The following is a 24,049-nucleotide window of genomic DNA, read 5'->3' as shown; positions in this document are numbered from 1 at the left end:
CTCCTCCCAGACGCGCGTCAGCCGATATGCAGCGAGGCTTGCTCGACCAAAGCCTTGTCATGGACGATCGCCATCAAGGCCCGCGTCATGCCGCCGGGATTGTTGTGTTGAATGACGTTGCGGCCATAGACGATGCCACGGGCGCCCTGCTCCATCAACTGCTTGGTACGGACCAGGATTTCCCGATCCGAAACCCGGCCGCCGCCGCGCACCAGCACCGGCAGGCCCTGGGCGATCTCGACCACCCGGTGATATTCCTCGACATTGTCGCAGGGGTCGGCCTTGATGATATCGGCGCCGAGTTCGGCCGCCTGGCGCACGAGCGGCAGGATCTTGTCGATCGCACCATCGACCATATAGGCGCCCTTGGAATTGTCCTGCATGACCAGCGGCTCGACCATCAGCGGCATGCCGTAGATCTCGCATTCGCGCTTCAGGCTGTTCACATTGCGCACGCAGGCGCGGTAGACCTCCGGCTGGTCCGGCAGCATCAAAAGATTGACGACGACACAGGCCGCGTCCAAGGCAACGCCCTGCTCCACCGCCCTGTCGATCATTTCGGAAAACAGCTGCGACGGCAGCGGATTGCCATAGATGTTGGCGATATCGGTGCGCAGCACCAGTGCCGGACGATGTTTGCCGGGGATCGCCTGCAGAATGGGTGCTGTTCCCGGCGGAAGCTGGATGGCGTCGGGTGCGGCTTGCGCGATCACCTCGATGGCCGTCTTCATGTTCTCGATGCCGGCGAGGAACGTCCGTTCATTGAACATGCCGTGATCGATGGCAACGTCAAAACAATTTCCAGACACGCCGAAAAGTCGGTTCAACCGTGCGGACTTCATGAAGCTCCTCCCAGATATGGCAACGTTTCCACATTCGAATAAATGGAGCGAAATTGCGAGTCAAGAAAATGTGGTAACGTTTCCACATTGGTTGATTTGTCGGCTGCCGACCTTCCAGTGCGGACGAGGCGCCCCTCGCGCCTGTCCCGCAAGTATTACCAGCAGGTGAAACCTGCATCGACATTGACGATCGCCCCGGTCATCAGGCTGGCGGCGCCCGATGCGAGGAAGAGGACAGCACTTGCAACCTCCTCCGGCGTTCCCATCCTCCCCATCGGCGTGTCGGCGAGCCAGAGCGGAATCCGCTCGCGATTGGCTTCGACGGCGACCACCATCGGTGTCTCGATATAGGTGGGCGCGACGGCATTGACCCTGATGCCGTGATGCGCCCACTCGGCCGCCAACGAGCGCGTGAGGTGATGGACCGCCGCCTTGGAGACGTTATAGGCCGTCTGAGGCTGAGGCCGGTTGCAGATCGTCCCTGACATCGAGCCGAGGTTCACGATGGCGCCGCGTTTCAGCGAAATCATGGGACGACCGAAGGCGCGCGAGCACCAGAAGACGCCGTTGAGATTGACGTCCATCATGCGCAACCAGTCGGCGTCGGTGAGATCCTCCGCCGGGATGCCGCTCTGGCCGATGCCGGCATTGTTGACGAGGATCGTCGCCGGCCGGCCTGCATCGGCAAGCTCGGTCGCGATCGCTTCCATGCGGGCCGCGTCGGTGACGTCGCCGACCCGGACTTCGATGTCGTAGCCTTTGTCGCGCAACGCAAGCGCTTGCTCAGCGTCGGCCTCGCTGCGTTCGATGACGACGACGGCAGCACCCGCCTCCGCCAGCGCCTCGGTGCAGCAAAGGCCGATCGCGCGCCCTCCGCCGGTGACCACCGCGCGTTCGCCGGCAAGGCGAAATTTCTCCTGGTAGCTCATGTTCGGCTCCTTCAGATGTCGAATGCGCTTGGAAGCACCACGATATCGCGGATGGTGACGTTGCGCGGCCGGGTCAGCATGAAGATGATCGCGTCGGCGACTTCCTTGGGCTCGATCAAAGCGCCGGCCTCCTTGGCCTTACGAAGGTTTTCCTCCGGCCAATCCGCCAGCAGAGCGCTGATCACCGGCCCTGGTGAAACCGACCCCACGCGAATGCCATTTTTCAGAAGCTGGCGTCGCATCGTCTGGACGAAGCACGTCATCGCCCACTTCGATGACGAATAGACCGGTTCCCACGGAATCGCCGAATGTCCGGCGACCGAGCTGGTGACGACAATGTCGCCAGTGCCGCGTTCGATCATGTGAGGAATGACATTTCGAACGTTCTTGATGACGACGTTCACGTTGAGATTGAGCATCCGATCGATGGTATCGAGGTCGGTTTCCATCAGGTCGCCGCCGATATAAGTGCCCGCATTGGCATGCAGAATGTCGAGTTTGCCCGTCTTCGACAGGACGCCCTCGAGCAGTCCCGCGCACTGGTCCGGATCCAGCAAGTTGATCACCAGCGGAATGGCGCGCTCGCCAAGCCGTTCGCAAACCGTCTCAAGCGCCTTCTGATCGCGGTCCACCAGCACGACCGTCGCGCCTGCGGCGAGCATCGCCTCCGTCGAAGCAAGGCCAATACCGGATGCTGCACCCGTGACCGCTGCGATCTTCCCATTCAGTTCCGTCATCGATTTTCTGCTCCTATCTTGATGCTGATTGCTCATTCTTTCCGACGCCGCAGGCGGCGTGATAGTCCGAAAGACTCCTTGTCACTCTCCAGACCAAAACCTGTTCCGGATCGAGCGGCGCATCCGCGAAGTGCTGCGCGGCCGGCATATGCTGCCAAAGCAATGGCAGCGGTACGGATTGACCCCGAAGGGCCCCGCACAGGCGCCGGACGGCATCTTGCGCTTCAGCCGACGCCCAGTAGTAGCGGATACGGTCGGAGAGCGAATAGTGCCGCAGCCACCGCTTCTCGCCATCGGTTCCGTGGTAGTGGCGGCTCCAATTGCCGGGCTGATCGAGCATCAGCGTTTCCATCGCCGCATAGAGCGGGCGCTCGCCGTAGTCGGGCAACAGATCGGACGCGATCGCATCCAGCGCATAGAGCGCCTCGCGCAGGACGAAGGTCAGCTCCGGACCGACTTTCAGAATGGGAAACCCGTCCTCCACCAGCGCGGCCAACGGCCGGGTGCCCTGATAATCCGTCGAGTGAGCCTCGAACACGAATTGCGGCTCCTCGGTGAGCACTGATTGCAGCGCCTCGATCTTGCTGCGGTTATAAAGGATGACATTGTGATTGCCGAACTCGACACCCGGCTGAACGACCAGCCCGATAGCGCGTCCGAACGCCTCCGTTAGGCCCTCCTCGGCAAAGACCCGGCGGTGGACATCGATCGTCTTCAGCGCCGCCGCTGCGGCCGTCGGCTCGATCGTCGTGAGGGCATGGTCGGCTCCACCCGGCGGCGGCACTTCGGTGCCGATGACGTAAACCGGCATCGCGCCGCCGGCCTTCTTCGCCGAGGCCTCGGCGACAACAGCCAGCCGGGCGGCGCGACGGGCGGTGGTTTCGTCGTCGAGCGCCACCGGCTCGCCCTTGCAGCCCATCGAGGCGTCGAGGTGGATCTTGCGGAAACCGGCCTCGACATAGGCGGCAACCATCTTCTCCGCTTCGGCCATGGCCTCTTCCGCCGGGCGGTCGCGCCAGGGATTGGGGCCGAGGTGATCGCCGCCGAGAACGATCAGTTCTTCGGGGCACGCCTCCTCGGCAGCGATCTTAATAACGAGAGACGCGAAGTCGCTTGGCGTCATTCCGGTGTAGCCGCCGAGGTGATTGACCTGGTTACAGGTCGCCTCGATCAGGACGGTGCTTTCCTGTTGCCGCCCGTGCCGGAGTGCTGCCCGAAGCACGATCGGATGAGCGGAGCATACGGAGGTCACGCCTTTCGGGCGGCCTTCGATCCTCAGTCTGGCCAGTTCGTCGAGGTGCACCTGCATCACGGCCGCCTTTCCGTTGAAGCAATAAATGCATCGAGTTCCTGCCGAGTGCCGGCGCCTTCCATCGGACCCAGCACCGTCACATTGCGGGCGCCGGCGGCGGAGGCATAGGTCAGCGCTTGCTTCTGAGACATTCCGAGCCGCCGGCAGGTGAGATAGGCTCCGCCGAAGCAGTCGCCGGCGCCGGTCGGATCGACCTCACGAACGACGAATGCCGGAGCCTCGATGCGGTCTCCTTGCCTGCCGAAATAGGTCGCGCCGTCGGCGCCGCGCTTCAGCACGATTTCCTTGACGCCCATCTCGAATAAGCGGCGGATTGCTTCCGCCTCGCCTTCGACACCTGCGGCACGTTCAAGCTCCTCTCCGGACGGCAGAAGCAGATCAGCCATGGCAACAAGCTCGGAAAACCGGCGCTCGGTGTCCTCGTCCAGCTTCAACTCCTTGCGAATGTTCGGATCCACCGAGAGCGTTCCCCCGCGCGCCTTGACGATATCGACCGCCTTGTCGATCACCTCGCGCGCACTGGGGACCGACAGAGCCGAGCCCATCACGTGAAGATGCCCGCTCCGATCGATGAGATCGCCGACCGTTTGAGACCAGCCGAAGCGCGCGGCTGCCGATGTGGCGATGTTGTAGACGAAATCTCTGGAGCCATCCTTGCGGTAGCGGACAAACGCGCTTCCCGTCGGATAGTCCGGATCGATCGAGATCGCCGAAACGTCGACGCCGTCGCGTTTGAGGCGATCGGTATTCACCCGGCCGAAATCGTCATCGCCGACAGCGCCGACCATGGCCGACTTGCCGCCGAGCCGGCCGCATTGCGAGATGAAGATCGCCGGCGCGCCGCTCGCAAACGGACCGACCAGCGGCTGGGCTTCGAGAAATCCGTCTCCAACCGTCGTGGCGACGATCTCCACGAGGATCTCGCCTACGCAAACCGTGGGACCAAGCGCGTCCGGAGACAGTATTGAAGCCATTTGCAACCCTGCTTTCGATAGTTCTTGTCGTCAACTCGTCGCCGATTGGACCGGCCCACCATCCTCGCTGCCGAACTCCTCGCTCTCCAGTGACAGAAAGCGCTGGTGCAACATGCATGCCGCCCCGAAGGCGGAACCGAACTCCGCATCACTGTCGACGACGATCTCAGGCGTGGGGAAAGGGATGTTCTGGCTCTCCGACATGTGGACCGCCACGCGGGCAGCGACCATCGGGTAGAGGGATGCCACGGAGCCGCCCAGCACGATCCTGTCCGGGTCGAGCAGGCGACAGGCTTGCAGCAATGCGTAGGCGAGATGGCGCGACCAGGTTTCGGCGATGTTGACGGCAGCCGGGACACGGTCACGAACGTCGCCGAGGAAATCCTGCAGATCGGCGTTCTCGCGGCCGACAGCCTCGCGATACTGCCTGATGAGCACCTCGCGACCGATCAGCTGTTCAAACTTCTGACCACCGCTTCCCGGCACCAGGGTGTGGCCGATTTCTCCCGCCAGACCGTGGCCGCCACGAAACAGTTTGCCATCGATCATGATGCCGCCGCCGACGCCGGTTTCCATGAGCAGGAACAGGGTCACTCCCGCGGCGCCGTGGCGATAGCTGTCACCGATCGCGAAGGCGTTGGCGTCGTTTTCGACCGTGATCGGGACGGCGGCCGGGACAACGGCCAGGAAAGCGGATCGGCCAATCTCCTTCAACGGCACGTCTCGCCAGCCGATGATCGGTGCCAGGGTGACAAAACCATCCGGCCGGATATGGGCCGGCGTCGATATGCCGAGACCCTTGCACCTGCCGATCATCCTCTTCGCCATCACGCCGACAATGAGCTCGACACCCTGCGCCACCGCCTCCTCCACCGTCGAAGACGGTGTATCGAACGCCATTTTTCGACAGGCCCGGACTTCTGCGGAGAGATCGATGACGGCTGCCGATATATGCTCGACGCCGATCTCGATTCCGACGAAGAACGCGGCATCGGGAACCAGTTCGAGCATGATGCCCGGCCGCCCGGCACGGGAGGGCTCCGAGCGCTGCTTGCCGCTCTCGTCCGATTCCTGAACGAACCCGCCTTCCGTCAGTTCGGCGACGATCTCTCCCGAGGATGAACGGTTCATCCCGAGCTTGCGGGCGAGATCCGCCCTGCTGAGGCTTCGGTGAGCGTAGATCGTCTGCAAGGCGGCGACGATATTGTTCTGTCGGATCCTGCGCGGCGAACTTCCGATGGAGACGGTGTCGTTCATATTTCAATTCCCTTCAAGTCGCCCAACCCTTACACGACTGGAACAGGCTGTCAGAAGGATAATTAGGGCCGCGCGTTTGTGGCGCGGCGGCGCTTCGCCTCGTCATATTTCAGCTCGATGTAGCGCTTCGCGTGTGCTGCAAGCGGATCATTATCCTCCCAGGTGTCGCGCCAGATCGCGCAGGCGAGCGACAGGCCCTCGTCGACGACCGTCGTCGAGAAACTTTCGAATACGATGTCGCGCCTATAGTCGATGTCGAGCAGCGCGTCGAAGATCAGATCGAAGTTGATGACACCGTCGCCGAGGTAGCCGCGATTGCTCTCGCCGATGTGGAAATAACCGATCTTGTCGCCGGCGAGACGGATCGCCGCGGCCGGATTGGCTTCCTCGATGTTCATATGGAACGTGTCGAGATGGAGACGGACATGCTCCGATCCCGTCTCGGCGATGAACTTCAGCCCCTGCGCCGTGGTATTCAGCAGGTTCGTCTCGAACCGGTTGACGACCTCCAGGACGAGGTCGACGTTTGCCTGCCTGGCGACCTCGCCGGTCGCGGCGATCGCGGCGACGCTGTTGTCCCAGCCCTTCCTCGTCGGCTGGCGATTGTATTTGGTGTGGGCGGAATAGAGAATCCCGCCGAGCTTGTTGCCGCCGATATCACGGACCGCCCGAACGGCGTCGGCCAGCGTCTGCTTGCCGGCGGAGACAGCAGACATGTCCTCGCTCGATACGTCCTTGTCGAGCGGCAGACCCATCGTCACGCCAATCTCGACGTCAAGGGATTGGGCAAGCTTCGCCAGTCGATCGAGGTTGAATTTCTCGGGGCGCAGATAGGCAAATTCGATGGTGCGATATCCGTGTTCGGCCGTCTTGTTGAGGGCCATCTCCAGCCCCTCCTGCGTTTGGCCACCTGTCCATACAAATGAATGGATACCCAATCGACGCATAGCCTTTTCCTCCGCGAGATGCTCTTGATCGCGGATCAGTGCTATGCCATTTAGTTTGGTGAGGCAACAAATAATTTCAGCGGCTAACTTTTTGCTGCTTCGCAAAATTTCTTTGCAATGCAATATATTATGCCGTTTTCGCGCTTACCCTTCCTCCCAGCAGAAATTAGTTTCTGCAGAAATCAATGGGATAGGCTCATGATTTGCATGTTTAGACAACAAATGTTGCGCCGCCGGTTTTTTTGGCCTACACAAAGCACCGGCGAAATGATCTCGCTGCACTCTGGGAGGATTGGAAATGAACTATGCTTTGAAGGCTAGCGCGCTTGCGCTGACGCTCGGCCTCGCCGCCACCGCTTCACCGGCCTGGGCCGACTTCTGGTCCGACGCCGGGGCTAAATTCAAGGGCGTGACCCTGCACGGCGTCACCGAAAGCACCCCGCCGTCGAACTACATCAAGAACGTGCTTGCTCCGGAATTCGAAAAGAAGACCGGCATCAAGGTCGACATCGAGACGACGTCCTGGGATCAGATGTACGACAAGGCCATCAAGGACATGGAAGCCAAGACCGGCATCTATGACATGGTCTACATCGAGCAGGACATCATCTACTCCTATCTCGCCAGGAATTTCCTCGTCGACATCACGAAGACGCTGAAAGACCAGCCGGATCTGAAAGCGCCGACCTACGACGATGCGAACTTCACCAGCTTTGCCGACTACTTCAAGGACACGAGCGGCGATCTCTTCGGCGTTCCGATGGAAGCCTTCCTGAAGACCTATCTCTATCGCAAGGACCTCTTCGACGATGCGAAGATCAAGGAAGCCTTCAAGAAGGAAACCGGCAAGGACCTGAAGCCGGCGACGACCCACGAGGAGTACACCCAGATTGCCGAATTCTTCACGAAATACGGCAAGGACAACGGTCTGGAGCTCTGGGGCACGACCGCTCAGGCCCATACCGGCCATCCGGCCTCCTGGTATGAATTCTTCGAGTCCATCGTGCCGACCTTCGGCGTCTACAATTGGGGCATCGACGCCAAGAACAATTATGCGGCGACGGTCGAACACGGCGGCTCGATGAACGGTGACAAGGCGAAGGCCGCGCTGAAATATTGGCTGCACCTGCGCGACATCGCTCCTCCGGAATCGACTCAGTCAACCTGGACGGAAACCGCAACGACGTTTGCCGCGGGCCGTGTCGCCCAGGGGCTGATCTATGGTGAGAATGCCGCGTGGATCGCCAGCGATCCGGCGCAGTCGAAGGTGGTCGGCCAGGTCGGCTTCGCTCTGCCGCCGCTCGAGCCGGGCGTATTGGATGATGCGAAAGCCGGAAAGGGCTATATCGGCTACTATGATGGCGGCGCCTTCGGCGTGCCGGTCACGTCCAAGAACAAGGAAGCGTCGCTGCTCTTCCTCGAATTCATCGGTCAGAACGAAGTTCAGCCCGATTGGGCCATCGCCGCACCGCGCATCACCAACACGGCGACGTTCGACGATCCGAAGGTGAAGGAGATGGACGCCAAGCTCGGTGGCTTCTACACAATGCTGAAGGACGAGGGCAAGCTCTTCGCCGGCGCTCCTCCCTACCCCTTCCATGCGCAGGTACGTGAAGCGACCGCTCCGATCTTCTACGACATCCTGACCGGCAAGATCGGCCCCGATGAAGGCCTCGACCAGATGGCAGCCAAGGCCGAAGAGGAGCTCACCTCGCTCGGCTATCGCAAATAAAACATCCTCCCCAACTGACGGGTCGTTTCCTGCGACCCGTCATCTTTGCGCTCCAGGTGGAGCGGACGTCCACATAACGTTCAATGGGGGATAGGCGATGCATTCGCAGAAGCTCGGGTGGCTGTTGCTGTCACCGACCATAGTGATCCTCGGACTGTTCGGGATCTTTCCTTTCGTCTACGTCCTCTGGGTCTCTTTCCATTCATGGAACCCGTTCGCGGCCAATCCGGGCATGATCTTCAACTGGGCTGAGAACTATCGGCGGCTGGTCTTCGACCAGCAGTTCCTGGCATCGCTCGGCATAACCCTGGCATTCGTCTTCTTCGCGGTCGTGTCGGAGCTGGTCCTCGGCTACATCCTCGCCCAGGCGCTGCTCAAGGACTTTCCCGGAAAAGCGGTGTTTCGCACGATCCATACCCTGCCGCTGATCATGGCGCCGATCATCGTCGGCTCTGTCTGGAAGCTGATGACCACGCCGTCGATCGGCATCATTCCCTATCTCCTCCGAAGCTGGTTCGGCTACGATCTGAATATCGGCCAGAGTGCCGTCGCGGCCTTCACCGTGACGGTCATCATGGATATCTGGCACTGGACGCCGCTCGTCACCCTCTCGCTGATCGCCGCCCTCGTCTCGCTTCCGTCAGACCCCTTCGAGCAGGCGCAGATCGACGGCGCCGGCAAGAGCCAGATCTTCTGGCACATAACACTCCCTTTGATCCGCCCGGCCCTGCTCGCCACGGTGTTCATCCGGCTGATGGATGCGCTGCGCACCGTCGACGAAGTGCTGATGCTGACCGGCGGCGGTCCCGGTTCATCGACGCGCTACATCGGCGTCCATATCTTCAGGGAAGTCTTTCCCAAGACGAATTACGGCTACGGTTCGGCGATCTCCGTCATCGTCCTTTACCTCACCATCGTCGTCTGCTGGCTGCTCTATGTCGGCTTGATTGCGCCCCGCGTGAAGAGAGGTTGACGCGATGAAGAACCAGACCCCCTGGCTTCCGGTCGTCCTGTGGACGCTGATAAGCCTCGCGACGCTTTTCCCGATTTACTGGCTGTTCGTCATATCGGTGAAACAGCCCTTCGACCTGTTCTCGACACCCGACGTCATTCTCCGGAGCTTCTTCTGGAAGAACTATCAGGACGTGCTGACCAATCCGACCTTGCGCGGCTACATGCTCAATTCGCTGATCATCTCGTCAGGCAACGCGCTGCTCGTGACGACGCTCGGCTTTTTTGCCTGCTACGCCCTGACGCGTTTCGAGCTTGCCGGCAAGGAAAGTATCTTCTTCTGGACGATCACCAACCGCATGGCGCCGCCGGCAGTCTTCCTGCTGCCGCTCTTCCTGCTGCTGACGCAGGTCTACAGGATCGGCGACTTCTCGCTCGCCGATTCCCGGCTCGGCATGATCCTGGTCTACTGCTCCTTCAACCTTCCCTTCGCAATCTGGACGCTGCGACCGACCGTGGAAGCCATTCCGAAGGAGTTGGACGAGGCGGCCTATATGGATGGCGCCAGCCCATGGGTCGTCCTCTACGACATCGTCTTCCCCCTGGCACGGCCCGGACTTGCGGTGACGCTGATCCTGACCTGGGTGTTTGCGTGGAACGAATATCTGCTGGCGGCGACGCTCACCAATTTCAATGCGCGGACGCTGACCACCGGCCTGTCGGAATATGTGACGACCACGGGAACGGCCTGGGGCATCATGGCCGCGATCTCAATGCTGACATTGGTTCCGGCGCTCATCGTGTTTTCGGTGGTCCAGCGTCACATCGTTGCCGGCCTGACCTTCGGCGCCGTGAAAGGATGAAGCCATGACATCTCCGTCAGGAAATGGTGAACGCAAGCCGGGCTTTCTGCCGATCGAAACGAACTGGTTCGACCGGCTGTTCATCTCGATTGTGATCTGGGTCGCGCTCTCGCTGTTCTGGATGCGGTTCATCGAGCCGTTCGGGCTTTCGGTATGGTTTGCGGCAGCAATCTCGGCAGTCCTCGGCGCCTATCTCGTCTGGAAGGGATGAGCCGATGAATTTCCGTCAACACCATCAAGACACGACAGCGCCGCGCGTCTCATCAGACGCGCAAAGCTGCAGCACTTTAAATTGCTGCTTTAGGGAGGAACGACATTGGCAAATGTACAGGTGAGCGACGTCACCAAGAGGTATGGCGCACTTCAGGTCATGCACGGCGTCAGCGTCGACATCGAGGACGGTGAATTCGTCGTGCTGGTCGGCCCATCCGGATGCGGCAAGTCCACCCTGCTGCGGATGATCGCCGGTCTTGAGACCGTCAGCGGCGGCGACATCCGGATCGGCGGCCGTGTCGTCACCAACGCTCCGCCGAAGGAGCGCGACATCGCGATGGTCTTCCAGAGCTATGCGCTCTATCCGCACAAGACGGTCGCCGAGAACATGGGCTTTCCGCTGAAGATGGCCAAGCGCCCCAAGGCGGAGATCGACGAGAAGGTCGGCAGAGCGGCCGAGATCCTCGACCTAACGCGTTATCTCGACCGCTATCCGAAGCAATTGTCAGGCGGACAGCGTCAGCGTGTGGCGATGGGCCGCGCGATCGTGCGCGATCCGAAGGTCTTCCTGTTCGACGAGCCGTTGTCGAACCTCGACGCCAAGCTTCGCGTCACCATGCGCGTCGAGATTAAGGAGCTTCACCAGCGGCTGAAGACCACCACCGTCTACGTCACGCATGATCAGATCGAGGCCATGACAATGGCCAATAAGATCGTGGTGATGCGTGACGGCAGGGTCGAGCAGATCGGCAAGCCTCTCGATCTCTACGACTTCCCGGTCAACCTCTTCGTCGCAGGCTTCATCGGCAGCCCATCGATGAACTTCCTGCAGGGCCGCATCGCGACCCGCGACGGCAGGAAGGTCGTCGTCACCGACCAGGGTATCGCCCTTCCCATGGGAAGTACAAATGCGGACGAAGGAAGAGCCGTTACCTACGGCATCCGGCCGGAGCATATCACCATCGGCGATGAAGGCGTTCCGGTCGAGGTCTCCGTGTTCGAGCCCACGGGTTCGGAGACATTGATCTTCGGCCGCACGGGAGGCGTGCCGATCGACGCCCTGATCCGCGAGCGCATCGAAGTCGATCCCGGACGGACGATGTACTTCCATATCGATCCCCGGCGTGCGCATATCTTCGATCGGGAAACGGGCCAGAGACTGTAAGGGAGGCGATCCATGGAGTTCAAAGGAAAGACGGTCATCGTGACCGGCGCCGGAAAAGGCATCGGACGCGAACTTGTGAGGATGCTCATCGAACGGGGTGCGCAGGTCGTCGCGCTGACCCGGAGTGCCGCCGATGTCGAAGCGCTGCAACAGGAATCCGGCTGCCGGGCCATACAGGTCGATCTCGCCGATGCCGATGCGACCAGGGAGGCTGTCATCGCTGCCCTTCCCGCCGATTTCCTCGTCAACTGCGCCGGCACGACCGAGCTCCAGCCGTTCCTGGATACGACAGTCGAAGCATTCGACCGACTTGTTGCGGTCAACACCCGTGCTCCGATGATCGTGGCCCAGGAATATGCCCGTTCGCTGATCAAGGCGGGCCGCAAGGGCGCCATCGTCAACGTCTCGTCGGTCGCGTCCTTCGTCGGCATCCCCGACCACGCTGCCTATTGTGCGTCGAAGGGCGGGTTGGATGGCTTGACGCGGGTCATGGCAAAGGAGCTTGCGCCGCACGGCATCCGCGCCAACGGCGTCCACCCAACGGTGACGCTGACCCCGATGGCGGTGAAGGCATGGAGCGATCCCGAGAAAGCCGCGGGAATGATGAAGCGAATCCCCGTCGGTCGCTTCGCCGAACCGGCAGACATCGCCGAGGTCGTTCTTTTCCTGCTCTCCGATCAGGCTGCCATGGTGAACGGGATATCGATGCCGGTGGACGGCGGCTACATGATTGCCTGAAGTTCAGGACGAACGCGTCGTACGAGCCGGCGATTGCAATCGGGGAAGCGGCGACGTTGACCGCCGCACCAATCGGCGCAGCTCATCCTGATCAACAAAATGATCCGTTACGCCGGCCTCTTTATCTGGATGACTGAAAACAAGACCGTCGGAATCCTCAAGCTTGAGAGCTTGCTCCGTATTCATGATCCCCAGTGCCTGGCGCTCGTACCCGGACTCGAGCGCCGCCTCGACGATGGCTTTTTTCTTGGGCATGTCCATGTCCTCCGTTCCTCAAAGGGTAACGGACGGCCGGAGTCGCGGTTCCGATCAGGGCATCACGATATGAGACCCGTTGAAACGAAAGCCTCGCCGATACACGGCCCGCCATCGCGCGGGCCGCGCTGTGTTTGGCTCTCGCGCGCCGCCAACAACGTTGAGACATCTCCCCGGTACCGGCCGACACCGCCTAACTCGGCGAGGCGTCAGGCCCACCGGCGGCTCTTTGAATTAAGCGGGCAACCACTTCAGTGCGGTTCTGCGCCTGCAACTTGCGCATAATGTGTTGCAAATGCATCTTGACCGTATGCCCCGACAAATTGAGTTTTCCTGCAATTACCTTATTTGAACAGCCGGATTGCAGCTCTGCGAGGACATCCGCTTCCCGGGGAGTGAAATCAGCAATCGCCAAGTACTGCGTCCTATCATCCAGGCATTTTTCGGCCTCATTTCTGGCCGGGCTATGCTCGCTTGAGCCGTTTGCAACAGCTCCCAATAGCTGCGGGAAAAATGTTCCTCCTGCCAGAACGAGGCGAAGACCGGCAAGGGCAATATCAACGGGAAGTGACGTCGAGAAAAAGCCGCGGATGCCTATCTCGAGCGCCTGACGGACTATGATGACGTCATCCGTACTTGAGAGCAACGTGATAGGAGCCTCAGGAAAACGTGCAGCAATTGCCGCGAGATCTTCCCGCAGGCTGGCGCTCTCGACATCTCTGCCAGCCAGATCCAATGCAATCAAACGCACCTCGGCTCCAAGAGCCCGATCGAGACTCTCGGTCGAGATCAAATCTATAAAGTTCCACCCGACGAGTTCACGCTCAAGAAGCTTCACCACGGTGGTGCGCGCCAAAGTAGAATGCTCAATGATGATCACAGTTGGTGCATTGCGCCCCATACGGCGCTTGGTTTTAGCAATGTCGGACACTTGCGCGCTCCCCAGATATTTGCAACGCAACAGCTGTTCATATTATTCCTGTTCTCATTACATGTCATGATAAAAAGTGAGTGTATTTCAGATATCAATAGTCTGATCTCTCACGATAATTCTTATAGTCTATAAGATTTGAGTGAGAGATGACTAGGCCCGCAGGGCGTATTTAAGAGATTGTTCATGAGGGTCTGCTGGTTCGACTTGTCGCTACAGACTTTCCATCCCTTCGCCGAATTCACGTACGGCAAGCGGGTCAACAAAGCTTTCAAAGGCACTGAAAAAGCAACCGATCTGCTACAGACCCATTTCGGAAGGAACCAGTGGAGATAACCAGCTGCCGATCGGCTCGGCTTTGTTTCCATATGTCGGCTCAAAACAGCCGCAGACCCAGACAGCAAAACGACAACCGAAAAAAGCGACAAAACCACAAGATCGCTGATTACCCATTATGATTAGTGAAACTACACCCTGATGAGGCGTGAATACCCGTTGTTTCACGCAGGCAGCACTGCGCCGACGCTCCCAGATGCCGGGCGGCGGTCACGGCCTCTGGCGGCCGAAATCGGTGACAATACGGATGAGGTCGTGGTGAAATGTTCGGCATTGCGCGAGCCCGTCGGCACGAAAGCGGTTTCGTGCAGTCGAGCCTCCGCAATGCAAGCGCGGAGTCTATCCGCTAGCTATGCATGAAGCTCAGAATGTCGTCGACGAGAGCCGAATGGGCGTCCGTGAGATTACCCTCTCCGCCGTGGCCCGCGATGCCCGCCAACTGAAGCGCTTGCTGATCATAGAGAACATGATCGATCTGTTGGGCGTCCGCCGTCCCGCCAGCGGGAACGGCAATGTTGATGGGATGGAAATAGGCGAAATTGACGTCTACCATGCTGCCGGTTGACGATCCGGTCCCGCCACCGCCCCCCGCATGGTTGCCGGTGAAAATCGTATCCGACGACATGTTGAAGCCACCGCCATTGCCGCCGATGCCGGCGATCTGCACAGTGCCCTGATCGAAAATTGCATTGTTTGTCTGATGAGCGACCGCCGAGCCGCCCGCGGCGCCGACGGCGATGTTGATCGGTGAGAATATGGCCACGCTTACGTCGACCATGCTGCCGATAAAATATCCATCGCCGCCGTGGCCCGCATAATTGTCGCCGGTCAATGTGAGCGACGTTCCCGGGCTCAGCGACGGACCATGGCCCGCGGCGTTGTGGTCTCCGCCCGAGCCGCCGATGCCGCCCATCTGGGTTGCGCCCTGCAGAAACAATGCATTGTTCGATTGCTCAGCGTGAGCCTCCGCGCCGGGGCCAGCAGCCACGGCCGTATTCACCGGCGCAAACACTGCGACTTCGGTGCTGACCAGTCCACCGTAGAAGAGGCCATTGCCGCCGGTGCCGGCATGATTGCCGCCGTCGCCGCTGCCGATGGCAACATTGCCGCTTCCGCCATTCCCGCCGATCCCGGCCATTTCGGTAGGATGCTGATTGATAAGCGCATCATTGCCCTGGAAAGCGTCGGCGCCCGAATGAGGCCCGGCCATCGCGGCATTCGACGGCATGAAGACGGCCAAGGCGTTGCTGCTGATCACGCCTTCGCTTATCCCGTCACCACCGCTGCCGGCAGAATTATAGCTCGGATTGGAAGCGACCTCCAATGGAAGCCAGGTCGGCACCAGTGCCAGATGCCCCGCGGCCACATTAGGGGCGAGGTTTTGATCGGTGCCCGCCTTGGGCAAGTCTTCCGATAAGGAACGAGTTTCCGCCATTACCGTCTCCATTTCCGGTCAACCGCACGGCCACCGAGCGTGCGACGCTATGCAGCCTGAATTGTTCAGGCATTGTGCATCTGAACGCAACAAAAGCAGAGCCTGCAATTCGTCTACATCCCGTCGGCTAGTTCTATAGCCATCTGGCTGTCAGGGCCGCAGTGCTCCTTGTGCGAGTCTGCGAGCACTCAACGCCCGTTTGGGTTAGAGGCCCCCATCTTGCGCCCCCGTTCTCGCGGCGGGTCATGACAGTTTTTAGCTCCAAGCGGGGCCTCCGCCAGGCGCGGCCTGATCAGCCCCGGGGATGCAGCCGGTTCGCTTGGGCGGCCGTTGCTTCGAAAAACGGCATCGCTTCGACGAGGCCGCAGAAATGATCCTGCCCATACCAGCCGGGGTCAAATCACTAGGTACTAATCCAAATAACGCTCCATCACCTTCAAGTATACATCCGAAGGAATGCCGCCGAATATCTAGGTAGTTCGTAGATTAAATCGCAGGCAATATTCGTCCGCGGTTGTATTGGCTAGCGGTGACATGCTGGATACCCACGCCGTAAAAGTAACATGGACGAAACGAAGTAGAAGGAGTGACATCAATGCCTATTCCACAAATATCCGACACGATTCAACTCAATAACCCGGATGCTGGTGACGCGAAAGCCGGCAACGGCGGTGATGGCCACAACGATGGGAACATCAACTACAACCCAGTTGCATATGTAGACCCCGTGCAAAAGGTCTACGGGGCAACGACCGATCTGCACAACGGCGATCACGTTTGGCAGAAGGCAAGTTGGGACGCCGGCCATGGTGGAGACGGTGGCTTTGCTCAGGCCAAGAACGGCTTCCTGGCGGCGGTCACGAACAGCGGCGACGGCGGCGCGGGGGGAGATTCCAACTCCAACGGCAGCCAAGGAAACTCGAGCGGCGGCGACACGGCTGCGGTGGCTGCAGCTACGACCGCGACACAATATACGCAGCTTGTGGCCGATCAGCATGCCACCATCCTCGCAGGCGTCGGCGGCAACGGCGGCAACGGAAACAACGCTCTGGGCGGCGATATCTCGTCAGCTCTGGTGCACACGGATCCCGAGACGACGACGGTGAACAATTCTCTCGATCACTTCATAAACGCCTTCGGCCATATCGACGTCGACCATCTCGGCTCATGAACTCAGACTCTGAGGGTCGCCGGTTTCGGCTGGCGACCCTCCTGAATTGCTGAACCAGCACGCAGTCTTTTCTCGTCAGTATCAAATGCAGCGAGATCTGGTAATGACAACGATTTCCATCAAGCCACCGCGCCCGCCGACACAGCTTGTTGTCGCGCTCAGGGCCTGTGCCGGAGCCTTCGGGTTGGTCTTCCTCTATAGCTGCGGCTACAATCTCTTTCTTCTGGCGCCGTCCATCTATCTCCTGCAGATCTATGACAGGGTCCTGTCGAGCCGAAGCGCTGACACGCTCCTGATGCTGACGATGATCATCGCCGTCGCTGTGCTGGTCGGGTCGACGCTCGATATCGTGCGCAGGGCTGCGCTTTCGCGCCTCGGCAGCTGGCTGGATCACAGGCTACGGCCCATGGTGTTGACCGCATCGTTCGAATATGCCGCTCGCGCCGATACGGGAGCTGCTACGGAATGCTACAGGGACCTGGCCGCCCTACGCCAGTTCCTCGATTCACCGGCCAGCTCGCTGCTTTTTGACGTTCCCTGGGCGCCGTTATTCCTGCTCCTGCTCTTTCTTGTTCATCCGCTGCTTGGGACCATCGGTCTTCTGAGCGCAGTTGCACTTCTGCTGTTTGCGTTCATGACGGAACTGGCGACGCGGGAGCCGCTTGCCCACGCCAATCTTGCCCTTTCGAGGAGTTATCTGCGATTTGCGACCGCCCTCAAAAACATCGAGGTGATCCGGGCAATGGGCATGCAGGATGGCGCGGCGCTGATCGTCTATCGCGATGCAGAAATGGCAAGACGGGCGCAGGACATCGCGATGCATCGCACCGAGATCATTCTTGGTTTCTCCAAATCGATCCGCACACTCGCGCAGATCCTGATGATGGGATCCGCGACATGGCTGGTGCTCGCAAACGACGGCAGTCCCGGGATCATCTTCGTTGCGAGCCTGCTGCTCGGGCGCGGGCTCGCACCAATCGAGGGCGCAATAGGTGCTTGGCGCTCCTTTACGTTTGCGCGCAATGCCTTCAATCGCTTGAACAGAATGCTGATAGCAGTTGCATCGGACCGCGATGCCCGAATGGTGCCGCGACCGGAACCCAATGGCCTCGTTCTCGATAATGTCAGCTATTTCAAGCCATTCGCCAATCGGCCGATACTGACGGATATCACATTGCGGCTGGCGCCAGGCGATTGCATAGCGCTCATCGGTCCGTCGGGATCGGGAAAATCGACACTTGGCCGCATCATGGCAGGCGTTGTGCAAGCAACGAGCGGATGTGCCCTTCTCGGCGGGGTCGATATCTCGGCTCTGCGCCTTTGCGGCGGGACCTGCCATGTCGGATACCTGCCGCAGGACATCGAACTCTTCGGCGGAGCAATCAAGGATGTGATCGGCCGGCTGGACGGAGGAGACCCCGGCAAAGCGATCGACGCCGCAAAGCTCGTTGGGTTGCACGAAGCGATCATGCGACTGCCGCAGGGCTACGAGACCGATATCGGTGAAGGTGGAAACCTGCTCCTTCGGGCTCAGCGCCAACAGCTGGGACTGGCACGGGCTGCCTATGGAAATCCGTCTCTTATCGTTCTCGACGATCCGAATTCGAGCCTGGATTATGACGGCGAACGCATGCTCTTTGCGGCAATCGAGCGCATGAGATCCAGGGGGATGATCGTCGTTATCATAACGCACCGGATGGGGATCCTGCCGGTCACCAACAAGATTGCCATCATGCGCAACGGGACGGTGACTGCCTTCGGCGACAGTGAGCGGATTTACGAAACCTATCTTCAACCACCGTCTCGAACAGGAACATAGGGAAACGCTGCCATGGCCCTTGTTCAACTGGAGACAACGCCGGCGAGATTTTCAAATTCGTCGAGGACGGGTCGGGAGCTGGTCGAACGACCGACAGCGACAGCCAAGCAACAGTCGGCCTATTGGCCGGTGATCGAGTCGAAACAGCGCGGACCCGCCGCCCCTTCTCCCATGCCGCGGCTCAGAGGCGTTGTCTGGACGGGGAACCTGTTGATCCTGACCTTCATCGTCGGATTGGGAATCTGGTCGGTTCTGGCGCCGCTGAAAAGCGCTGCAATTGCTTCGGGCGTTGTCGAACCGGAATCCAGCCGCAAGACCATTCAGCATCTAGAAGGTGGAATTGTCCGACGGATCCTCGTTAAAAACGGCGATGCGGTCACGGCCGGGCAGATCGTCATAGAACTCGACGATACGAAGTCTCGCTCGGAGCGCGACAGCGTTCAAGGGCAACTTTGGGACGCCGAAGGAAGCCGTGCCCGCCTGCTTGCGGAGCAGACAGGCGGCGACCATGTCGCCTATCCTGAGGATCTCAGGGCAGCAATGGACAAATATCCTTCGGTCAGCGCCATTCTGATCGGGCAACAGAAAATCTTCGACGCCCGTCGCCGGGTCATGCAGGCGGAAATTCAGATCACAAATGAAAAAATCGCGCAGGTGCGGCAGGAAATCGTCGGGCTTGGCGCGCAGAAGGCAGCACTGGCCGACAGAGCCGCAATCTCGAGCCAAGAACTGGATCAGGTTACGGTCCTCACCGCCAAAGGACTGGAAAGACGGAGCAGGCTTCTCAACCTCCAGCGGGAAAAAGCAGACCTTGATGGCCAGCACGGTGCAGTAGAGGCGCAGATCTCTCGCGCCTATCAGGCGATCAGCGGCTCGCAGGCCGATCTCGCAAAACTTGAGAGCGACCGGTTGAGCGAAGTCGCCCAGGGCATGCGCAACACGGAAAGCCAGATCATGCAGCTGCGCGAGCGCTTGCGGGCGATCGACGACCAACTGTCAAGGACCGATATTCGTGCTCCCGACGATGGGACAATCATGAACCTGCGCATCCACACATCAGGTGGCGTGATCGGCGCGGGTGAACCGCTCGTCGATCTTCTGCCACGCACCGATCGCCTTGTCGTGTCTGCCCACGTCAGACCGGAAGACATCAATCTCGTCCGTCCGGGGCTCGAGGCACAAGTCCACCTCCTTCCCTACAATCAGCGGCGCGTTCCACTGCTGAAAGGTCGGGTCGAGTACGTATCAGCGGATCGTCTCACCGACCCGCAGAGCGGCCAGCCCTACTTTGCCGCGACTATCCGTGTAACGGACGAGCGGTTGGCAAAAATGAGTAATGTCGAACTGGTCGCGGGCATGCCCGCACAGACACTGATCGAAACAGGCGAAAGCAGCGTGGCGCTCTATGCCGTCAGACCACTCCTCGACAGTTTCAACAGAGCATTTCGCGAGGACTGAGACCGTGATGGGCAAGAGAAAATTCGACGACGACCAGATTACGGGTATTCTGAAGGAGCACCAAGCCGGGGTGACGGTGGCGGATGTTTGCCACAAGCACGGTATCAGCGAGCCGACTTTCTATCGGTGGCAATCCTTGCAGTACGGAAATGTCGGTCTCTATGCCAAAAGGCTGAGAGCACTGGAGGAGGAAAACCAGAAGCTCAAGAAGCTTTTGGCCGAATCCATGCTCTCGGCGGCAACGCTGAGCGAGATGCTGGCGAAGACCTCGAAGGGGCGAAACTAAGGTCACGATGGACTTGTGGATGTTCAGCCACAGTTCCAGATTGATCTTGAATTGTGGCCGCTACTCACTCCGTCATTGAGCGCAAGTGGCGGCTGTGGACGTGACGATGCGGTCGATGAGGATAAAGTTTGCGGAATGCGGGGTTTTGTCGTGGCCAGCCAGCTGTCTGCCGAAAAATACGCCTTGGTCCTCACCTGCGAACTTGACGTCGCCTTAAGGCCAAGAATGAAATTGAAGCTATTTTCGCTGCCGGCTTCGCGCGTAAAGCTGAGATAGGCGCCGAATTGTTCGTATTCGACATTGCGAAGGCTTTGGATCGACGCAAGCGCATCTTCGAAATCACGCCAGCAGGCCTGCTTCACAATGATCTCGAAAATGCGCAGGACAGCCGGAGCGAGACGCCCCTGGGCATCTGTCTGCGGCCCGACGATCTTGGCGCGGATCTCAACAATATCGCCCCTTTCATTTCCCCGAACCCTAACGAAGGTCGAACTGAGCGGTCGCACCTCGTCCCGTTCGTGGATGCGCTGAAAATAACATTCATAGCTGCGATTGCGCATCGATGCGGCTTTCCATTCGCTCATTTCGATGCCGGCCTCTCGAAGAGCGCCGCAGATATTTGGCCCCGCGAAGCGCCACGTCCGCAGAAACTGACTGGCCAGCTCCGGTTTCGGAACCTCGATCAGCTTCAGCGATATAGACGTCGGCGGAAGAGGAGAAGGAGCCGCCGTATCAGGGCGGACTGATATGCGTGATGATCGGGCGGCCTTATCGAGCGCTTGATACTCAAAGCGACCAGCCGGATCTTCGACGCGGCGGATTTCATGGTAAAAAACAGCGATGCCGATAAGAAGCAAAACGGGCATCAAAAGCGCCGACCAAAGCAGCCAGCGGCGGTTGCTCCGTAAGAGGAACCTCCAGTGCCGCGGCTGGCTGTCGCGAGGAGGACCAACTGCCAACGACACTTTATCCACGGCGATCCCCCGCAAGCTTGCGACCAGCGGCGTCGGTCGGCGCGTGGCCAAACGGCCGCTGCGGCTAGTCTCTTCCGAGGCGAGCAACGATGTGAAAGCGGGTACGGTCGACTCACCTTCGACGCTGTGATTCTGATGCCGACTGTATAAATCGTCAAGCAGGAACCTCGGGGCGGCAATTTTCCGGACGATGCGCTAGTAACGCGCGGACCCACATATGTCGAAAACAGGGTTCCGTCGAGCAACCTAGCTTAGCTATATTTGCCGACAATGGTGGCCTCTGTCGCGGCGCGCAAAGCGTCTTCGGCAAAGGTTCACTCCTTGATGTTTCGGCCCTGCCTCTTCTTTGCGGGCACGAGATCGGGATGCCGGCCAGTCTCATCCTCAATCAGCCACGGGACTTTGAGCACTCAAAAAAGGATGCGGGCAAAGCCCGCATCCTGCTTGGCATTCGCCTCAGTTCTTGGTGACGAAGTCCTTGACGTTCTCAGGCGTGACGAGCTGGAAGGGAATATAGACCTTCTTGTCGACTTTTTCGCCCTTGGCAAGCTTCAGCGCCGCGTCGAGCGAGCCCTTGCCCTGGCCGGCGGCATCCTGGAACACGGTGACGTCAAGATCACCCGCCTGCATGGCGGCAAGCGCGTCCTGGGTGGCGTCGACGCCGCCGACGACGACCTTGGTCATATCCTTGCCGGCTGCCTTCAGCGCCTGGATGGCGCCGATCGCCATTTCGTCGTTGTTGGAGATGACGGCGTCGAATTCGATGCCGCTGGAGAGCCAGTTGGTCATCAGGTCGGCGCCCTGGGTGCGGTCCCAGTTGGCCGTCTGCTCTTCGACGATCTCCAGCCCCTTGCATTCATCCGTCTTGATGACGTCATGAATGTCCTGGGTGCGCATGCGCGCAGCCTGGTTGGAGAGCTCGCCCATGATCACCACGGCCTTGCCCTTGCCGCCGAGAATGCGGCAGATTTCCTTGGTTTCCAGCGTGCCGGATTCCTGCTCGTTGGAGGCGACGAAGGCCTGCTTTTCCGGCAGCGTGTCGACATTGACCGGCTGACGGTTGACGTAAACCAGCGGAATGCCGGCATCGGCCGCAAGCTTCGACATTGCCGTCGTCGCATCGGTATCGACAGGGTTGACGATGATCGCATCGACCTTGGAGGCGATGAAATTCTGGATCTGGCTCTGCTGCTTGGACACGTCGTTCTGCGCGTCTTCGACCTGCAGCGTCACACCGCTGAGTGTCTTTGCATAATCGGTCATGCCGTTGCGCAGAACGGTCAGGAAATTATCGTCGAACTTCGCCATCGAGACGCCGACGGTTTCTGCGTGAGCCGCCGTCGACATGACGAGCGCCATCGCAGTGCCCAGGATAAACTTTTTCATTTCACTTCCTCCACAAAGCGGTGCCCGGCTGCACCCTCCTCACGCCGGAGCTCCAGCGCCCTGGCCAAAAAGAGGCGTCAGGGTGCCAGCAAAAAAGGTCGAAAATCATCGTAAAGCTATCGCGGCGATCTCGACGCTGGCAATTTGCCAGTCGTTCCCCGCTGCACTGCCTCGCACGAAATGCATGCTTTTTCAGTGCCTTATTTGATGACTTAAGTCCGCGAACTTCATAGACGGCGTCAATGCCGAGCGACTTTCACCTGATCTCCTCCCAGTTTTCGCGCGATCACGAGGCGACGTCACGAAGTTCGGCAAGCTTCTATTGATTTCGTTTTGCGGTCCATTCATCGTTGCTTGCAAACCCTCTCATTCTTGAAAGAATCGCCGCGGCGATGAGAGAACTCCATCACCGGCGCAACAGCGGACGCGCTACGTCGGCGAAATCGGGTGGCGCCGATGGCGTTCAACCGCGCCGTGCTGACTGATCGAGGAGGGCATCACGGCAGACGCCCTTTTGCGCTCTCCGCAGGTGCAGCAGAGTCGATCGAGACAGGCGAACCTGTCTCAAGAAAGCGCAACTCAACTGATGCGAGCTATTGGCTACTGACGACAGCCACCTGAGACGGGCCGGCAAAAAGGTGGAGAATGACATGCAGAAGGCTGAGAAAGGTGGAAAAGACGGACGCACATATGGGCTAAGCCATTAAAATCTCGCCGCTATTCCGAGACCAAACATATGAGACTGGCTTTAAGAGACTGAATGGTGCCCAGGACCGGAATCGAACCAGTGACACGCGGATTTTCAATCCGCTGCTCTACCAACTGAGCTACCTGGGCTAACCTGCTTCCGATGGCCCCTTTAGGAAAAGAACCGCGGGGCCTTGGTTCGCCCCGGAAGCGAGCGGGGTTATAGCATCTTGTTCGGCCATGGCAAGCGTCAAATGACTCTTTTTTGACGGTCTTGCCGGCTTTGCGGATTCATGAGGAAATATAAGAGCTTCGCGGGTGCAGTGCTCTAAAGCGCGTCGCAATCCTTCAGACCGCTCCTCGCGCTTTAGAGCTTTATTTCTATGCATGTCGTTCTCCCAAAACCGCTGCGCATTTTTGGGCGACATGCATTAGTTTTCCTCATCCGGATAATCGACCTTTGCCTCATCGTCGGCAACCGGGATGGCATAGGCGCCGGTCAGCCAGCGGGAGAGATCGGCCTCGCGGCAGCGGTTGGAGCAGAAGGGGTAATTTTCGCGGTGGGAAGGTTTGCCGCATGCGGGGCAAGGGCGCGCCTTGCGCAGCGGTTCGACCTTGGCGGCCGCTTTCTTGTCTTCAGGCATATCGGTC

The 24,049-nt window shown here is 59.6% G+C and carries 22 protein-coding genes, 1 tRNA gene and 1 pseudogene; 10 read left to right on the top strand and 14 right to left on the bottom strand.

What is annotated here, in order from left to right:
• Positions 1-17 precede the first annotated feature (17 nt).
• From FHX10_RS21020 to FHX10_RS20990, 7 genes are all read right to left on the bottom strand, one after another.
• The gene (locus FHX10_RS21020; protein WP_028756857.1) at positions 18-842 is read right to left on the bottom strand and encodes a class I fructose-bisphosphate aldolase; all 825 of its coding nucleotides are present in this window, start codon (positions 840-842) and stop codon (positions 18-20) included.
• Between the two features lie 155 nt (positions 843-997).
• Positions 998-1,771, bottom strand: a complete 774-nt coding sequence (locus FHX10_RS21015) for an SDR family NAD(P)-dependent oxidoreductase (RefSeq protein WP_028756856.1) — start codon at positions 1,769-1,771, stop codon at positions 998-1,000.
• A gap of 11 nt (positions 1,772-1,782) precedes the next feature.
• Positions 1,783-2,508 (bottom strand): SDR family oxidoreductase, encoded by a 726-nt coding sequence (locus FHX10_RS21010; RefSeq protein ID WP_097631221.1) that lies wholly within the window; start codon positions 2,506-2,508, stop codon positions 1,783-1,785.
• Between the two features lie 13 nt (positions 2,509-2,521).
• Positions 2,522-3,817: a D-tagatose-bisphosphate aldolase, class II, non-catalytic subunit gene (locus FHX10_RS21005; RefSeq protein WP_028756854.1), complete on the bottom strand. Its 1,296-nt coding sequence runs from the start codon at positions 3,815-3,817 to the stop codon at positions 2,522-2,524.
• Complete coding sequence (locus FHX10_RS21000) at positions 3,817-4,794, bottom strand: sugar kinase (RefSeq protein WP_184390131.1); 978 nt, start codon at positions 4,792-4,794, stop codon at positions 3,817-3,819. The genes FHX10_RS21005 and FHX10_RS21000 overlap by 1 nt, the downstream gene beginning before the upstream one ends.
• A 30-nt stretch (positions 4,795-4,824) precedes the next feature.
• Positions 4,825-6,051 carry an ROK family transcriptional regulator gene (locus FHX10_RS20995; RefSeq protein ID WP_028756852.1) on the bottom strand — a complete coding sequence of 409 codons (1,227 nt, stop codon included), beginning with the start codon at positions 6,049-6,051 and terminating at the stop codon, positions 4,825-4,827.
• A 62-nt stretch (positions 6,052-6,113) separates the two neighbouring features.
• On the bottom strand, positions 6,114-6,998 hold the full coding sequence (locus tag FHX10_RS20990; protein ID WP_028756851.1) for a sugar phosphate isomerase/epimerase family protein: 885 nt from the start codon (positions 6,996-6,998) through the stop codon (positions 6,114-6,116).
• A gap of 298 nt (positions 6,999-7,296) precedes the next feature.
• Between FHX10_RS20990 and FHX10_RS20985 the strand changes: the two genes are divergently transcribed.
• The 6 genes from FHX10_RS20985 (at position 7,297) to FHX10_RS20960 (ending at position 12,660) form a co-directional block, all read left to right on the top strand.
• The gene (locus tag FHX10_RS20985) at positions 7,297-8,730 is read left to right on the top strand and encodes an extracellular solute-binding protein (protein ID WP_028756850.1); all 1,434 of its coding nucleotides are present in this window, start codon (positions 7,297-7,299) and stop codon (positions 8,728-8,730) included.
• 97 nt (positions 8,731-8,827) lie between these two features.
• Positions 8,828-9,703 carry a carbohydrate ABC transporter permease gene (locus FHX10_RS20980; protein WP_047613532.1) on the top strand — a complete coding sequence of 292 codons (876 nt, stop codon included), beginning with the start codon at positions 8,828-8,830 and terminating at the stop codon, positions 9,701-9,703.
• A 4-nt stretch (positions 9,704-9,707) separates the two neighbouring features.
• Complete coding sequence (locus FHX10_RS20975) at positions 9,708-10,544, top strand: carbohydrate ABC transporter permease (protein WP_028756848.1); 837 nt, start codon at positions 9,708-9,710, stop codon at positions 10,542-10,544.
• A gap of 4 nt (positions 10,545-10,548) precedes the next feature.
• Positions 10,549-10,755 (top strand): DUF2160 family membrane protein, encoded by a 207-nt coding sequence (locus tag FHX10_RS20970; RefSeq protein WP_028756847.1) that lies wholly within the window; start codon positions 10,549-10,551, stop codon positions 10,753-10,755.
• A gap of 105 nt (positions 10,756-10,860) precedes the next feature.
• Positions 10,861-11,922, top strand: a complete 1,062-nt coding sequence (locus tag FHX10_RS20965; protein WP_028756846.1) for an ABC transporter ATP-binding protein — start codon at positions 10,861-10,863, stop codon at positions 11,920-11,922.
• Between the two features lie 12 nt (positions 11,923-11,934).
• Complete coding sequence (locus FHX10_RS20960) at positions 11,935-12,660, top strand: SDR family oxidoreductase (RefSeq protein ID WP_028756845.1); 726 nt, start codon at positions 11,935-11,937, stop codon at positions 12,658-12,660.
• A gap of 3 nt (positions 12,661-12,663) precedes the next feature.
• Here FHX10_RS20960 and FHX10_RS20955 read toward each other — a convergent pair whose 3' ends face one another.
• The 3 genes from FHX10_RS20955 to FHX10_RS20945 form a co-directional block, all read right to left on the bottom strand.
• A complete protein-coding gene (locus tag FHX10_RS20955; RefSeq protein WP_028756844.1) occupies positions 12,664-12,921 on the bottom strand; it encodes a hypothetical protein in 258 nt (85 codons plus the stop codon).
• A 187-nt stretch (positions 12,922-13,108) separates the two neighbouring features.
• Positions 13,109-13,816, bottom strand: a complete 708-nt coding sequence (locus tag FHX10_RS20950) for a helix-turn-helix transcriptional regulator (RefSeq protein ID WP_049813428.1) — start codon at positions 13,814-13,816, stop codon at positions 13,109-13,111.
• Positions 13,817-14,528: 712 nt separating this feature from the next.
• Positions 14,529-15,617, bottom strand: a complete 1,089-nt coding sequence (locus FHX10_RS20945) for a hypothetical protein (protein WP_097596430.1) — start codon at positions 15,615-15,617, stop codon at positions 14,529-14,531.
• A gap of 595 nt (positions 15,618-16,212) precedes the next feature.
• Here FHX10_RS20945 and FHX10_RS20940 point away from each other — a divergent pair.
• The 4 genes and pseudogenes from FHX10_RS20940 to FHX10_RS20925 all read left to right on the top strand — a co-directional run.
• Positions 16,213-16,788 carry a hypothetical protein gene (locus tag FHX10_RS20940; protein ID WP_028756841.1) on the top strand — a complete coding sequence of 192 codons (576 nt, stop codon included), beginning with the start codon at positions 16,213-16,215 and terminating at the stop codon, positions 16,786-16,788.
• A 103-nt stretch (positions 16,789-16,891) separates the two neighbouring features.
• Positions 16,892-18,607 carry a type I secretion system permease/ATPase gene (locus FHX10_RS20935; RefSeq protein ID WP_097544506.1) on the top strand — a complete coding sequence of 572 codons (1,716 nt, stop codon included), beginning with the start codon at positions 16,892-16,894 and terminating at the stop codon, positions 18,605-18,607.
• Positions 18,608-18,619: 12 nt separating this feature from the next.
• Positions 18,620-20,065 (top strand): HlyD family type I secretion periplasmic adaptor subunit, encoded by a 1,446-nt coding sequence (locus FHX10_RS20930; protein WP_097544505.1) that lies wholly within the window; start codon positions 18,620-18,622, stop codon positions 20,063-20,065.
• Between the two features lie 7 nt (positions 20,066-20,072).
• A pseudogene (locus tag FHX10_RS20925) lies at positions 20,073-20,330 on the top strand (transposase); the annotation flags it as partial.
• Between the two features lie 44 nt (positions 20,331-20,374).
• On the opposite strand, the gene FHX10_RS20920 reads toward FHX10_RS20925, so the two are convergent.
• The 4 genes from FHX10_RS20920 to yacG form a co-directional block, all read right to left on the bottom strand.
• Positions 20,375-21,217, bottom strand: coding sequence for a DUF6030 family protein (locus FHX10_RS20920; RefSeq protein WP_184390235.1), 843 nt, complete (start codon positions 21,215-21,217; stop codon positions 20,375-20,377).
• Between the two features lie 564 nt (positions 21,218-21,781).
• Entirely contained in the window at positions 21,782-22,711 is a 930-nt protein-coding gene (locus tag FHX10_RS20915) for a sugar ABC transporter substrate-binding protein (RefSeq protein WP_028756155.1), read from the bottom strand.
• A gap of 761 nt (positions 22,712-23,472) precedes the next feature.
• Positions 23,473-23,548: transfer RNA gene (locus FHX10_RS20910), tRNA-Phe, on the bottom strand.
• A gap of 281 nt (positions 23,549-23,829) precedes the next feature.
• Positions 23,830-24,042, bottom strand: a complete 213-nt coding sequence (yacG, locus tag FHX10_RS20905) for a DNA gyrase inhibitor YacG (protein WP_184390130.1) — start codon at positions 24,040-24,042, stop codon at positions 23,830-23,832.
• Between the last annotated feature and the right edge of the window lie 7 nt (positions 24,043-24,049).

Origin of the sequence: Rhizobium sp. BK591, assembly GCF_014195045.1 — a bacterium.
GTDB lineage: Bacteria > Pseudomonadota > Alphaproteobacteria > Rhizobiales > Rhizobiaceae > Rhizobium > Rhizobium anhuiense.
The sequence above is the reverse complement of the archived record's forward strand: the minus strand, read 5'-3'. Positions and strand labels throughout refer to the sequence as shown.